The following is a 14,571-nucleotide window of genomic DNA, read 5'->3' as shown; positions in this document are numbered from 1 at the left end:
CTTAAGGAATAGGATGATGTGGGAACAAGGAGTGGTGCTAGCTTTACTGATGTCCATCATCACTTGCTTGATAGCAACCCAGATCAAACCGAGCCTTATTTTTGCAGGCGCTGCGTTTTTGGCGTTTATTGCTGGCATGATAGATATCAATGCGGTTGCGAGCAATTTCACCAACTCATCACTGCTGACACTTGTGTTGCTGATTTTATCCTCAGCAGCGCTAGAGAAAACACGCTTAATTAGCTGGGTTAGCCGCTCTATTGCGACTGGGCGTTTAGGGGCAGTTGTCGCTAAACTGGGTATCTCGACCGCACTGCTTTCCTCGTTCACTAACAACACGGCGGTGGTTGTCTCGTTAATTGGTGCTATCAAGCGCAATCAACGCCACGCACCATCCAAGTTACTTATCCCGCTATCTTATGCCGCCATTCTCGGTGGCACACTGACGCTGATTGGTACCTCAACCAACCTCATTATCAATAGCTTTGTTGAGGATGTAGGCTTACCGAGTTTAGGTTTTTTCGAGCCAACTTGGATTGGTTTGAGTGTATTGCTCGGTGGCGTGCTGGTGCTCATACCGCTTAGCTATTTCTTACCGAACTACGATGACATTAACCAAGATGATCTACCGTATTTCTTAGAAGCACGAGTGGAATCTGGTTCACCATTGGTGGGACGTAGTATCGCCGAAAATAACCTTAGAGCACTGCGAAAGCTGTTCCTTGCCGAAGTGGTTCGAGATGGCCAAACATTGGCATCGGTTGGTCCTGACTTTGTATTAGAAGCCAAAGACCGTTTGCTGTTTTGCGGTGATGTGGAAAGTGTCGCGACGCTACAAGAAATTACCGGCTTAACTTTTTTTGGCCAGCATCATCTTAATGGGCAGAATCTACTGGAAGTGGTGGTGAGTTCGTCGGCGACGTTCTGTAATAACACCCTCAAGTCGAGTCAGTTTCGAGATCGCTTTGATGCGGTAGTCGTGGCGATTCGTCGCGGTCATGAGCGCTTGGAAGGTGGACTAGGTAACATCACACTGCAAGCGGGTGATACGTTAGTACTCGCTCCGGGTAAACGCTTTGAGGCACTTCGTCGTCAGCATCGCAAAGAGTTCGTACTGGTCAACGATTTAGACTCCAGTGCCAAGCTTGATCTAGCGAAGTCTAGCTATGTTCTGTTTGGCTTTGTTGCGGTCATAGCGTTAGCACTTACTAACGTGCTGCCTATCATCAAAGGGCTTGCACTGTATCTGATAGCGGTATTGGCGTTTGGTATCGTTAATTTAGGAGAGCTGCGTCGCCGCTTCCCAACTGATATTGTGGTGATTGTCGGCTCAGCACTTTCCATTGCTCAATTGATGATTTCAACCGGCCTTTCTGAGCGTATGGGTGACATGTTCATCGAGATGTTCAATGGCTGGGGAGTATTTGGCGCGTTAGTGGCCACTTACTTAGTAACACTTTTACTGACCGAATTGATTACTAACAATGCCGCCGCGGCACTGGCTTTTCCGATTGGCTACAGCATGTCGGTCGCCTATGGCGTCGATCCTATGCCGTTTATCATGGCAGTGCTGTTCGGGGCGAGCGCAAGCTTTGTGTCTCCTTACGGCTATCAAACCAACCTATTGGTGTATAGCGTGGGTAATTATCAGCTTAAAGATTACATGCGGATTGGCATTCCCATCTCCATCGTTTACTCGGTGTTGGTGCTCACTCTTATCCCTTACTTTTTTCCTTTTTAACGGCGTTACCTAAGGACGAGTTATGTCGAATACTGTACAAGCCTCTGACACTATCGAAAAAGATGAAAACGTGATTTGGCATCAACATGTAGTGACCAAGTCAGAGCGTGCTGAATTGAAAAAACAGCAGCCTGTAGTACTGTGGTTTACTGGCTTATCGGGGGCAGGCAAATCCACCGTTGCTGGGGCGCTCGAAACAGAACTAGCAACTCGTGGCTACCATACCTATTTGTTAGACGGTGATAACGTCAGACACGGTCTTTGCCGCGATCTAGGTTTCTCGGAGCAAGACCGACGTGAGAATATTCGCCGTGTTGGTGAGCTGGCTAAGTTAATGGCGGACGCTGGCCTGATTGTCCTCTCTGCGTTTATCTCTCCACATCGAGAAGAGCGAGCTTTGGTTCGCGAGTTGCTACCGGACGGCGAGTTTATGGAAGTGTTTGTCGATGCGAGCTTAGCGGTGTGCGAATCACGCGATCCAAAAGGACTGTACAAGAAAGCGCGTGCTGGCGAGATCCCTAACTTTACCGGTATCGACTCTGAGTACGAAGCGCCGCTTAACCCTGAGATCCATCTTAAAGCCGGCGACTATGCCGTCGCCGAGCTGGTGGAGCAATGTTTCGCGATACTCAAGGCTAAGCAAGTCATCAGCTAATCAATAGGGCTGCTATACCGTATGATGAAAAGAGGTTGGCAGCTCACCTTTGACCACAAATTTTCGATTCAGCAGCGCCACCAATTGCTCCTGATATTGAGCGTTGCTGCGATGACCAAGCAATTGACATAGCTCATTGCCGGTCGGCGTAAAGCGGTAGTAGGTCAACGTGATGCCTTTGGTTTTCGCTGCGAGCGTCATTTCTTGGCCTTGATAGGTTAGCTTTAAGGGTGCATCTTTACTGATCTCTCCTGATTCAAGCTCTGTTGCCAGCAATACACCTAACTCGACCAACAGCAGAATGCTAGAATATGGCAATTGATACTCGCCTAAACTCAATTCATCCACACTCTCGCGACGAGAAAAGCTGAATAACCCTGTTTGATGTTTAATGCCCAGCAGCAACTTACGACTGCTGTCTGTCCCAAAGCTGCAAGCCAATGAAGAGGCTCTTTGTAGAGTTTGCGCTTCTTTAGGGGTCATGTCCCTAAGCGTTTTAAGTGCCTTCATCGAAGTGGCTCCGGGATTGGTGATTTCGCGTTTTAGCACTTGAGCCCAAAGCTTTTGCATCGACGAGTTGTGGATCTCTTTCGCCATATCAAAATAGCGTACTAACCAGTCAAAATCAGGTTCTCCCGCCACTTCGTTCTTGCACGCTGCCATTGCTGCTTTGATGATCTGCTCCAGGTTTTTCTGGCGCTGCTCTTTGCCTTGTTTTTCACGCAGCATGGCTCGTTCAAATAATGATTGGCTTGGCGTTTCCTCACGGATAAGGGCATCGAGGTAATGAGATTCGGCAATCGCACGTAAACGACTGGCGCTGTCTTTCATGTGATGGGCTTTCTTTTGCCCAGAGTCACTGGACGAGGTGGATTCTACTTTAGCAGGCTTGCTCTCAACGGGATGATGACTCATTACTCAGACTCAATATGAAGCGAAAACGAAGCAATAATGTGCAATAAGCCTTCAATTTAGCGGGAATTTCGTGCAAAAACCAGCGTAATTTATGTGAGCTGATGTCCGAAAATGACGGATGTGAGAAGCGGTTGTAAAAACTCTAGGATAAATGCTAAAATTTTGTTAAGTTTATGCTTCATAATAGAGGAGGGCGTTATGAGGCACTCAAGAGACAATCACTCGTTAGAGAGTCATACGCCACAGAGCAAAATGAAAAAGCAGGTCTCGGTTGTCTTGCTGCTGTGTGTCTATATTGGCGTGCTGGGCTATCTTTCTACATTGATAGGCTAACAGCCTAGCACGCGGTTTCGTATCTAACGGTTTCGTATGTAACTGCAACGTGGCTCAATTACCACTCGGTTTCGTCATATCCATCATCGTAGTCTTCGATCTCATAACCATCGATTAAGTAGCCAGTTTGCGCTAGCTCTGAGTCGATGGTTTCGGTTTTTAGCGTACCTACTACATAGATTACATCCCATAGACGGTGTACAGGTGCGCCTTCTTTGAACTTCACGTAGATGATTTGGTTTGGCGGCGGTGGTGGAACGTGGATACAGGCACCGAAGTAGGGTACCAATAGAAATTCCGTTACCGCATTTTCATCCCCCTCGAGTGGGATCACGAAGCCAGGAATTTTCACCTTACTGCCATTGAGCTCTTGGCGCACGGTACCGACTTTCGATTGTTCCATCACACCACCGGAGTGATCGACTGAAGGCATCCCCATCGCATCAAACTGATTGCGCTCTTTCTCCGGAATGAGATCAATCCAATCAAGTGTTAATACATCTGAGTCAGTTTCAGCCATCGCCAGTGGCGCAGCCAGTACGCTCAGGGATAGCAGTAAGCCACAAAGTAGCGTTTTCAAGGTTTTCATCGAAGTCCCACTAAATACGGATGGTCATGCCATCACTTAATGATTGTCTGTACGCACGCAGCGCAGGGAAGAAGCCAATAATAATGCCTGCTAACTGCACAAACCCAAGTAGCATCCATTCGTGTGAACTGATCCCAGATAAGGCAATATTAATCCCGTAACTTGAGGTAATGATTGGCGCTGCGACCGCAAGCATCGCATACATTCCACCCACACCGCAAATGATACCTATAGTGGTTAAAACCGTGGCTTCACTAATCAGTAAAACGAACACATGGCGCGGCCTTGCCCCCATTGCTCTGAGTATCGCCATTTCGCGGCGACGCTCCTGAAGACTGGTCAATAAGCTTGATAGCATGCCCATAAGACCTGCTACGACCACAAACACCGAGACAATCAACAGCGCTTGCTCTGCTACGCTCATCATTCCCCAAAGTTCATGCAATGCAATACCAGGGAGGATTGCGCTGAGCGGTTCTTGTTTATAGGTGTTGATCTGGCGCTGCAAGGCGAAGGTTTGGATTTTACTTTTCAGTCCAATCATCATCGTCGTGATCTGCTTGGGATGGAAATCCATTTCGAGTAGCTGTTCTTTACTTGGATTGTTGCCAAGGTTTGCACCCGACTCCCAACCGACGTGAATGGCTTCGATGGCTTCCAGTGACACGTGAACTGTTTTATCAACCGGGGTGCCGGTGGGTGCCAAAATGCCCACGACTTTAAATGGCGTATTTTCATGGCGGCTAAAACCCACATCGCTGATGCCATGAGCAATAATGATCTCAGTGCCGATGTCATAGCCAAGCTTCTTAGCCACTTCTGAGCCGATAACCGCTTCAAATAAGCTATCGAACTCTTCCCCTTTGCTTAAAGAGAGATGCTGCTTTTGACCATATTGATAATGCTCAAAGTAGCTGTGATTAGTGCCCATTACTCGAAAGCCGCGATGAGAATCACCGAGAGAGATAGGGATCGCCCATTTTACCGCGCGATGATTGCTAAATTCTTCAAAACTTTTCCAGTCGATGTTGTTGGTTGCGTTACCAATACGAAACACAGAGTAGAGTAATAAGTTCACTTGTCCCGAGCGCCCACCCACAATTAAGTCTGTGCCAGAAATTGTGTTGGCAAAGCTGCTTTTGGCTTGAGTTCGAATTCGCTCCACGCCCATTAGCAAAATAACTGAGATCGCCACTGTCAGAATGGTGAGTAGTGCCGTGGTTTTACGGTTGAGTAGGCTTTTCCACGCCAGCTTTAATGTGATGCTCATAGCGGCCTCACTTGATTAATATCTTGTAGGTTTTCAGTACGCTTGAATAAAGGCTCGAGCGTTGGATCGTGGCTGACGAAGATGAGTGTCGACTCAGCGCGGTTCGCTTGTTCCATGAGCAGCTCGATGAAGGCTTCACGGTTATCGTGATCTAAGGCTGAGGTCGGCTCGTCAGCTATCAGGAATTCGGGCTGGCCGATGAGTGCCCTAGCAGCCGCTACGCGTTGCTGCTGACCAATACTGAGTTCAATAACTGGCTTTTGCAGTAAATTGGATGGCAGACGCAAGTGGTCAAGAAGTCGCTTTGCTTCATCAGCTAGCGAGCCAGATACCTTTTCTTTACGTCTTTGCGAAAAGTGGCAAGGCAGCGTGACATTGTCGATGACTGACAAGTAAGGGATCAAATTAAACTGTTGAAAAATATAACCGATGTGGTCGGCGCGGAATCTATCGCGTTTTGACGCTGAAAGCGCAGTTAAGCTTTGATCGAGTGCCAAGATATCACCGCTGGTGGCCGTATTTATACCGGTGAGCAAACCGAGTAATGTCGACTTACCACAACCACTTGGGCCTTTGAGAAATAAATGCTCACCTTGTTCGATGATGAGAGAGGGAATATCAAGAGTTGGAGCTTGGTCGGGCTGCCACTTAAATGTGACGTCTTTGAGTTTGATTACGCTAGCCATAGTGTCCTCTAAAAACGACCTTCAAGCCTCGGGCGAGGCCTGAGGGTTGGACGGTTTAGAATTTAATAGTTGTGCTACCTGATGTCAGTTCCGTTGCCGACTGTGCGCTATCCGTTAGCAGGTTCACAGATACTTTCTCAGTTGCAGGGAAGTGTGTAAACCATTGTGTATCAATTTGAGAGACTTTAGCGACGTCTTCACAAGAGAATTGATATTGAATAGAGAATTCACCGTGGCCATCATGATGGTCGTGGTCGTGGTCGTGGTCGTGGTCGTGGTCGTGGTCTTTGTGCTCATCATGATGTTCGTGTTCATCATGTCCTTTATGGTCATCATGGTGGTCATGACCTTCATGATCATGTCCCTTATGATCGTCGTGACCTTTGTGATCATCATGATCTTTATGCTCGTCATGGTGATCATGCTCGTCGTGATGTTCACCTTTCTCTAGCGTATTTTCTATATGAGCCTCAACCAACTTACAGTTCGCCGCCGCTGGAATGGTAAGGATGCTGTTCACATTGTTCAGTTTTGTTTTAGCATCAGCCATTGCTGCTTTCTCAGCGTCTGTTTTTGGCGCGTGTTCAAAGCCCACCACATCAGCACCTGGAGCGGTGATTTCCACTAAAAGATCTTGACCATCTTGAGCAATGTTAAATTCTACATGGCCATGCACATGGGCATCGTGTTGACGAAATTGATCTTCAGCGACAGCGAACTGCGATACGACAAGACCAGCTAAGAGTGTCATCTTTAGTTTCATGATTAATCCTTAATAGCGAGGTAAAAATACGGGGTACCTATGCAGGTGAAAATACTATTGAAAAAGCCGGGTGCAGAGGTCTCCAGTGAGAACGATGCGATCGGTTCTCGTTTAACTGTTGTTTGTTATGTTATAACAAATAAGGATATTTTCCAGAGGAAACAACACTCAGCCTGAGTTTTATGACCGGAAAACAACAAAAAAGGAGCCCAGAAGGCTCCTTTTTAGAATCTTTTACCACAGGTTACATATTGTCTTTAACCAGACCTAATACCTGCTGAATGTCTGCTTCGCTTAACGCGCCTTCTTTGACATACAGGATTTTACCTTGCTTGTCCTGAACGATAATCGCTGAGCTTTCTGCGGCTAGTTGCCAAGCATTCGATACTAAGCCGTGCTTATCGAGTACCATTGATGACCAAGGAAACTCTTTTTTGCTGTCCTCTGCGGAAGATTTAACGAAAGAGCTGGTACCCCACATCGCATCGTCTTGGTTGATGACAGTTGTGGTTTGATAGCTCTCTTTTGGAAAATCGGCAGCGGTGATAGCAGCCATCAGTGGCGCGTTCATCTCTTTTGAGCTGCTGCGGCCGGCGATTGCTTGGATGACACGAACTTTACCTAGCATGTCATTAGTGCTCCAAGCTTGGTAGTTGATTGCGTCGTTGTTTAGGATAAGTTCACCGTGATCACTGACCGATACAGAGCGAGCATTTCCACCGACTTGTAGGTTGGTTGCCATAGCAAATGCTGGCACAAGCAGCATCGCAAGAGTTAGGAGAGGCTTTAGTTTCATTGTAATAGTTTCCGTTATTTTTTAGTGGGCGGCTACCTTAGGTGAACTCATGGTGAGCCACAATGTAATGAGTGATGATTTGACCAAGAATTGTCTGTCTCTCAATAAAATCATCTCAAGCATAACAGCAATTTATAGCTTGTTGCAAAGTTGTTAACTTTTGTTTGTGTCCTCAAGAATTTCGAGTATAATTTCAATCGAACGCAAACTATATTGCGAAATGACTCGCAGAAATGTGGTCACGATTAGATGTACTCAAACGGATATTGAGGTTAGGTTATGCTGCGTAAGTTTACGGTTTATCGTCCGCGTCAAATTGCGAAGTTCGTAAAGACGTTGTTTAAAGGTCAGTTCTTTATTGCAGGAATTGGATTGTTTCGTTTTGATAACGGCAAGGTGCTGCTTCCAGAAGTAGAGGACAGGCAAAAACTGGTGGCGTTTAAAGAGATAAACGGAGAGATTGCCGCATTGGCACTCTAAAAAGGCTAAACAAATTAAAATGAAATGCCCTCGCAATTGCGAGGGCATTTTTGTAGGTGTCAGTTTAATTCTGGTGGAAAGCACACTCCGGTGCCGCCAATACCGCAATAGCCATTCGGGTTTTTCGCAAGATATTGCTGGTGGTAGACCTCGGCAAAGTAGTACTCGTCAAGAGGGGCAATTTCAGTGGTGATACCAGTGTCTCCAAGCGCTTGCTGATATTGTTGCTGCGTTTGCTTGGCAATCTCTGCCTGTTCGTTATTTGTGGTGTAAATCGCTGAGCGGTATTGGGTACCGATATCGTTGCCTTGACGCATTCCTTGAGTCGGATCGTGCTTTTCCCAAAATGTGCGCAAAATGGCAGCTAGCGAGGTTTGCGTGGTATCGAATACGATGCGAACCACTTCGGTGTGGCCGGTTAAACCACTGCATACCTCTTCGTAAGTTGGGTTAGGCGTAAACCCGCCAGAGTAGCCAACAGACGTTGAAACCACGCCCGGTAATTGCCAAAACAAGCGCTCTGCACCCCAAAAACAGCCTAACCCTAAAACAATGCTCTCTTGCTTCGCGTTAAGTGGTGCGTAAAGGTCAGATTGATTGATAAAGTGCGGCTCCATATTCGCTATGGCGTTATCTCGACCCGGAAGTGCTTGGTCGGCGGAAATCATTTCTTGTTTACGCATCGTCTGTTCCTTTTTTAGACTAGTATTTCAAATGCAAAGCGTCTGAAAACAAAATGAGTGTAGTCACTTATCTGTTTCACCCTTGTCTGAAGACTTCTTTATCAATCAGAGTTATCATTCTACGTAACAACAAAAATAAACGCATCACAGCCTCACAATAAAGCATGATAAAGAGACTTTTACCACCGCTATTCTTGACCTTATCGCCCGCACTCGTTTTTGCAGAGGGGAGCGTGTCTTTGGATGTTCAGGGGTTAAGTGGCGCACTGCAAGATAACGTTAATGCCTACGTTTCCGCGATCGCGGAGAATGAGTACTCGACGTCGCTGCGATTCCAATCTCGGCTCACTAAAGAAATCAACGAAGCACTCAATGCTTTGGGGTACTACAACGCCAAGATCGACTTTTCCGTGAATGAGCGTGGCGATGAATTGACGGTCAAAGTTAACCCAGGGCCGCCAACCCGCATTAAGCTGGTGGATGTCCAGCTGACGGGTGAAGCTGAAAAGGATGAGGATTTCATGCGCCTCATTCGTATCTCGCCGCTCAAAGAGGGGGACACGCTCAATCACAATCAATATGACAGTTTGAAATCGGGCATTCGTAATTTAGCGCTGCAAAAAGGCTACTTTGATGGCGCATATACCATGAGCCGTCTCGAAGTGATCCCGGAGCGGAATGAAGCGATTGTGAGACTTCACTATGACAGTGGTATCCGTTACCAGTTTGGTAAGGTAACCATAACGGGCAGTCAAATCGATATTCAGAAAGTGCAGTCATTGCAGCCCTATAAAGTTGGCGATGAATATCAAGTTGCCAAGGTGGGTGAGCACAACCAAAACTTATCCAATACCGAGTGGTTTTCATCGGTATTTGTCGAGCCTGAACTGTCTGAAGTGGGTAAAGGGCGAGAACTGCCAATGAAAGTGTCATTGGCACCTCAAGTGCGTAACCAGTTTGAAACCGGTCTTGGCTATTCCACAGACGTGGGAGCAAAAGTGAAATTTGGCTGGAAAAAGCCGTGGTTGAACGAGCATGGTCATAGTTTCAAAACCAGCTTGGACTTATCCATTCCTGAACAGCAGGTCACGGCGAGCTATAAAATCCCTCTCGACGATGTGCTTAAAGACTACTACGTCATTCAATACGGTTTGAAAAACGTCAACCGAAGCGACAAAAAGACCTTGGAATCGAACCTAGCGTTTGAGCGTCACTGGGTGCTGGATAGCGGCTGGCATCGAACTGCTTACTTGCGGTACTTGGTTGAGAACTATGAATTTAATTCACAAGGTGAGCTAGGTCAGTTTGTGTTGCCCGGGCTTTCTTATTCTCGCGTCGTCTCACGCGGTGGCGTCTTGCCGATGAGTGGCAACAAACAAACTATTATGTTTGAAGTAGGTGACGAGCGGGCGCTGTCTGAAACCTCGGTGTTTAGGCTTCGCGGTACCTCGACTTGGATATCTAGCATAGGTGAGAATCATCGTGGTTTGTTCAAGGTGGATATTGGTGCCAACATTGCCAGTGATCCTTCCAAACTTTCCCCATCGCTGCGTTTTTATGCTGGTGGTGACAACAGTGTGCGTGGTTACGATTACGAGAGCATTTCCCCTGTCGATGATGCGGGTAATAAAACGGGTGGCCAATATCTCGCGACCAGCAGCCTTGAATATCAATATCGCCTAACAGGTAACTGGTGGGCGGCTACCTTTGTTGATGTTGGTGATGCCTTTGATGACGATCCCGAATGGAAGCGTGGTGCCGGTTTTGGCATACGTTGGGTCTCTCCAGTCGGCCCGGTTAAATTCGATTATGCGAAAGGACTGGATACTAAACCGCAAGCCGAATGGCGCATTCACTTTAGCTTAGGGCCTGAACTATGATGTCGAAAGTTTGGCGAGTCACCAAATGGTGTTCAATTGGCCTCATTACTCTGATTTTACTGATTCTCGCGACGTTAGCGTTTGCACTGTTTACCAATGCCGGTCTTAACAGCGTATTGTGGGGGGTAAATAAAGCCTTGCCACAGTTTGAAGTAGGTGAGACACAAGGGGCGCTGTTTCCCAGATTCACGATTAACGATGTGAGCTTTAAAGATGAAAGCTTGTTTATTGACTTAAATGCGCAATCGCTGACGCTGGCTGTCGATCTCAATTGCCTGTCAGATCCAAGAGTCTGTGTGAATGAACTGGCGATTCAAGGGCTTGATTTTAGTATGCCGGAAGTGGCACCAAGCGAGCCCTCTCCCGAGCCTACAGAGCCATTAACCAAAATAACGCTGCCAATTCCAGTGGCGATTGGTCAGGTCAATTTTGACGATATTCATTTGGATATTCTTGGCACTAAGGTGAGTTGGGATAGCTTTTCAACCGCACTGTCGATGACGGGCTCTAACTTAACGGTCGGCGAGACAAAGTTAACCTCTCCTGTGGTTGCGCTGCCACCTGCAACGGAAACTGCACAAACGAGTGAAGAAGCACCGGCGGCATCAAACGAACCTGCGGCGGCGATTGAACTGCCTGAGGTATTAATCCCTCTATTCGTCAATATTACCGGGATTGAGATCCTCGATTTTAAACTCGATCAGTCTGAGCCTGTGATTGTCGATAGGCTCAAGCTCGTTGGTAAGGCGGGTAAGCACGATGTGGATGTGTCAGCGCTAGAGCTGGAAATGCCGTTGGTCGATGCCAGTCTACAAGGCAAGGTGACCCTGAAAGATGGCTATCCACTTGACCTTGATTTAGGCGCGCACCTTAAGCAAACCGATTTTACGGGACAGAAGCTGAAGCTCAATGCTTCGGGTAGTGTGCAAACTCTTCAGCTTGATAGTGAGTTTTCAGGACTCATTTCGGGCTTATTAAAAGGACAAGTTCAACCGCTAGAGCCGACAATTCCATTTGATGCAACCATTACGAGCGCCAAAGCAAATTGGCCATTGAGCGGTGAATCAGATTACCAAGTATCTATCGATACCTTAGGAGCGAAAGGCTCGTTAGAAGGTTATGAAGTTAATCTAGCGGCGTCAGCTTCAGGCAAAGAGATTCCTGACCTTGCTGTGGATTTGGAGGGTGCTGGCGATTTAGAGCATATTGATTTGAGTAAGCTTTCCATTGACACGCTAGGCGGTAATGTTGCGGGTCAAGTGATGGCGAACTGGTCGGCACCTGTGAATTGGCAAGGCGATATTAACCTCACTAACATTCAGCCGGGTTTGCAGTGGCCAGAAGCCGAGGGCGATATTAGCGGCAAATTAGTGACGTCTGGCTCTCTCACTGATGCAGGGGGCTGGCAAGTGTCAATGCCGACATTGGATATCGTCGGCATACTTAGAAACTACCCTATTAACATCAAAGGTCAGCTTGATGCGTCCGATCAAACCGGTAAAGGGGAGTTCAAGGTCGATACCCAAGGGCTTTCGGTCGCCCATGGTCCTAACCAGCTCAATGCACGCGGTAAGCTTGATCAAAACTGGGATATGAGCGTCGATATCGATTTCCCCGAACTGGCGAAATCAGTGCCGGATCTCTCTGGTATTCTACGCGGTAAGCTTAACCTCAAGGGGGACATGAAAGAGCCGGATATTGCCACTGATCTTAGTATCGAAAAGATTCAGTGGAAGGACGAAGCAAGTCTTGAGGCGTTAACTCTATCCGGTACGGCTAAACCTCTGCCAATTGAGAGCGCGCAAGCGGATCTCCGACTCAATGCGCGCGGCGTTAACTATCAAGATCAAGTTGTCGATTCCGCTAGTCTGACACTCTCCGGTACTCAAGCAGCACATACGCTAGCTCTAGATGTGGTTTCTAAGATAGCGTCTTTAAATCTAGCGGTCAGCGGTAAACTCACGGATAAGCCTAACCTAGTTTGGGATGGCGAGTTGGCGAAAGTGCATCTTGAGACTGAGCAAGGCCCTCTTGATTTAACTGAGCCAGTGGCAATCAAAGTCGATATTGATAAGCAAGTGGCCAATGTTGCTGCGCATTGCTGGAAACAGGCCGACTCTCGAGTATGTCTCGAAAAAGACATCGAGGCGGGGCAGTCTGGTGAAGCTTTAGTCACAGTGAAAAACTTCGACTTTGAGCAAATTAAGGCTTATATCCCAGAAAACATGCTGGTAGAGGGCAGTGCGAATATTACTGCTTGGGCAAAATGGGCGCCTGAGACATCCCCACAAGTGAAGTTGGATGTGGCACTACCAAAAGGTACCGTGACTCAAAATCTAGAAACGCCATTGGTGGTGGGTTGGGAGTCGGTGAGCGTGAAAGCAAACCTAGCCGATGACAAGCTTGACGCGAGTTGGCTGATTGATGTGACCGACAATGGTGACCTCTCTGGTAAGGTGACCTTGCCAAATGTGCTCGCCGAACAAAAAACGATTGATGGTGAGTTGAATCTTTCAACATTTAATCTCGATTTTTTGCAGCCGTTGGTGGGTGAATTTAACCAGTTGAAGGCGAATTTAGCGGCGGACATTAAGATCAAGGGTGATGCGTTGCATCCAGAGCTTTATGGGCAGTTCTCGGTTGCGGATTTGTCGTTGCAAGGTGATATCTCGCCGATTCAGGTTGAGTCTGGCAAGGTCGATATTGCTTTCAATGGATACAATGCGCTGCTTGATGCAAATATCCAAACCAATGATGGTGAGCTTAAGCTGGAAGGTGATGGTAACTGGCAAGACTTAAAAGCGTGGCGAACCAAGTTAAGAGTGTTTGCTGATGAGCTTAATGTTGACGTACCACCTATGGTGAAAGTGAAGGTGGTGCCAGACATGACGATTGAGGCCAATCCGACATTAGCGAAAATCACCGGTTCTATCGGATTGCCTTGGGGGCGTATTTTGGTAGAGGAGCTACCGCAAAGTGCGGTCGCTGTCTCTAGCGACCAAGTGTTATTGAATCCAGATATGACCCCTGTCAATGAAGAAGCGGCGGTACCATTTAACGTTGAGACTGATGTGTCGATTTCCATTGGTAACGACTTTACTATCTCAGCCTTCGGTCTTAAGGGCGGACTGCGCGGTAAACTGCATGTGTCTCAAAAAGACCAAGGGCCATTTGTACAGGGTGAAATCAATATCATCGATGGTTCATATAGCTCATTTGGTCAGGACTTGTTGATTGAAGAAGGTAAGATCCTCCTGACAGGCCCAGTCGATCAACCCTACGTCAACATCACGGCAATCCGTAACCCTGATACAACGGCAGATGATGTGAAGGCGGGTGTGAAAGTATCTGGTCTTGCGACTGAGCCGAAAATTGATATTTTCTCGGATCCAACCATGCCGCAGGCGAACGCGCTTTCTTACTTGTTGCGTGGACAAGATATCGATGGTGAAACTGGCGGCAACGCCCTAACGACGACGTTGATTGGTTTGAGTCTAGCGCGAAGCGGTAAAGTGGTTGGTGATATTGGCCAAGCATTTGGTGTGCAAGATCTGCAACTCGATACAGCAGGCTCTGGGGATGACTCTCAGGTCACGGTAAGCGGCTACGTATTGCCAGGGTTACAGGTTAAATATGGCGTGGGTATCTTCAACTCGTTGGGTGAGTTTACGGTGCGTTATCGCATTATTGAAGACTTCTATGTCGAAGCCGTTTCTGGTCTGTATAGCTCTGTCACCTTCCTATACCAATTTGAAGTGGATTGATAAACAGTGATGCCGA

The 14,571-nt window shown here is 47.4% G+C and carries 13 protein-coding genes; 6 read left to right on the top strand and 7 right to left on the bottom strand.

Features of this window, described 5'->3' with window-relative positions; translation table 11 throughout:
- Positions 1–16: 16 nt before the first annotated feature.
- Together L4C42_RS18885 and cysC are read left to right on the top strand one after the other, a co-directional pair.
- Complete coding sequence (locus L4C42_RS18885) at positions 17–1,741, top strand: SLC13 family permease (RefSeq protein WP_353498736.1); 1,725 nt, start codon at positions 17–19, stop codon at positions 1,739–1,741.
- Between the two features lie 22 nt (positions 1,742–1,763).
- Positions 1,764–2,396 carry an adenylyl-sulfate kinase gene (cysC, locus tag L4C42_RS18880; protein ID WP_353497262.1) on the top strand — a complete coding sequence of 211 codons (633 nt, stop codon included), beginning with the start codon at positions 1,764–1,766 and terminating at the stop codon, positions 2,394–2,396.
- A 12-nt stretch (positions 2,397–2,408) separates the two neighbouring features.
- Here cysC and L4C42_RS18875 read toward each other — a convergent pair whose 3' ends face one another.
- Entirely contained in the window at positions 2,409–3,311 is a 903-nt protein-coding gene (locus L4C42_RS18875) for a TIGR03899 family protein (RefSeq protein ID WP_353497261.1), read from the bottom strand.
- A gap of 198 nt (positions 3,312–3,509) precedes the next feature.
- Here L4C42_RS18875 and L4C42_RS18870 point away from each other — a divergent pair, with 198 nt between their 5' ends.
- Positions 3,510–3,644 (top strand): hypothetical protein, encoded by a 135-nt coding sequence (locus L4C42_RS18870; RefSeq protein ID WP_353497260.1) that lies wholly within the window; start codon positions 3,510–3,512, stop codon positions 3,642–3,644.
- A gap of 58 nt (positions 3,645–3,702) precedes the next feature.
- On the opposite strand, the gene L4C42_RS18865 is transcribed toward L4C42_RS18870, so the two are convergent.
- From L4C42_RS18865 to L4C42_RS18845, 5 genes are all read right to left on the bottom strand, one after another.
- Positions 3,703–4,164, bottom strand: a complete 462-nt coding sequence (locus tag L4C42_RS18865) for a DUF3299 domain-containing protein (RefSeq protein WP_418642300.1) — start codon at positions 4,162–4,164, stop codon at positions 3,703–3,705.
- Between the two features lie 79 nt (positions 4,165–4,243).
- Positions 4,244–5,503 (bottom strand): ABC transporter permease, encoded by a 1,260-nt coding sequence (locus tag L4C42_RS18860; protein WP_353497259.1) that lies wholly within the window; start codon positions 5,501–5,503, stop codon positions 4,244–4,246.
- Positions 5,500–6,189, bottom strand: coding sequence for an ABC transporter ATP-binding protein (locus tag L4C42_RS18855; protein WP_353497258.1), 690 nt, complete (start codon positions 6,187–6,189; stop codon positions 5,500–5,502). Before L4C42_RS18855 ends, L4C42_RS18860 begins: the two co-directional genes overlap by 4 nt.
- A 55-nt stretch (positions 6,190–6,244) precedes the next feature.
- A complete protein-coding gene (gene zrgA, locus L4C42_RS18850) occupies positions 6,245–6,952 on the bottom strand; it encodes a zinc uptake protein ZrgA (RefSeq protein ID WP_429761615.1) in 708 nt (235 codons plus the stop codon).
- Between the two features lie 244 nt (positions 6,953–7,196).
- Entirely contained in the window at positions 7,197–7,748 is a 552-nt protein-coding gene (locus tag L4C42_RS18845) for a YtfJ family protein (protein WP_353497256.1), read from the bottom strand.
- 279 nt (positions 7,749–8,027) lie between these two features.
- On the opposite strand from L4C42_RS18845, the gene L4C42_RS18840 reads away from it, so the two are divergent.
- A complete protein-coding gene (locus tag L4C42_RS18840; RefSeq protein WP_112460392.1) occupies positions 8,028–8,228 on the top strand; it encodes a DUF1107 domain-containing protein in 201 nt (66 codons plus the stop codon).
- 59 nt (positions 8,229–8,287) lie between these two features.
- On the opposite strand, the gene msrA is transcribed toward L4C42_RS18840, so the two are convergent.
- The gene (gene msrA, locus L4C42_RS18835; RefSeq protein WP_353497255.1) at positions 8,288–8,911 is read right to left on the bottom strand and encodes a peptide-methionine (S)-S-oxide reductase MsrA; all 624 of its coding nucleotides are present in this window, start codon (positions 8,909–8,911) and stop codon (positions 8,288–8,290) included.
- A gap of 164 nt (positions 8,912–9,075) precedes the next feature.
- Here msrA and tamA point away from each other — a divergent pair, with 164 nt between their 5' ends.
- Positions 9,076–10,791 carry an autotransporter assembly complex protein TamA gene (tamA, locus tag L4C42_RS18830; RefSeq protein ID WP_418641780.1) on the top strand — a complete coding sequence of 572 codons (1,716 nt, stop codon included), beginning with the start codon at positions 9,076–9,078 and terminating at the stop codon, positions 10,789–10,791.
- Positions 10,788–14,555 carry an autotransporter assembly complex protein TamB gene (gene tamB, locus L4C42_RS18825; RefSeq protein ID WP_353497253.1) on the top strand — a complete coding sequence of 1,256 codons (3,768 nt, stop codon included), beginning with the start codon at positions 10,788–10,790 and terminating at the stop codon, positions 14,553–14,555. Before tamA ends, tamB begins: the two co-directional genes overlap by 4 nt.
- The last annotated feature ends 16 nt before the right edge of the window (positions 14,556–14,571 follow it).

This window comes from Vibrio wakamikoensis, assembly GCF_050337275.1.
Classification (GTDB): domain Bacteria; phylum Pseudomonadota; class Gammaproteobacteria; order Enterobacterales; family Vibrionaceae; genus Vibrio; species Vibrio chaetopteri.
The sequence above is the reverse complement of the archived record's forward strand: the minus strand, read 5'-3'. Positions and strand labels throughout refer to the sequence as shown.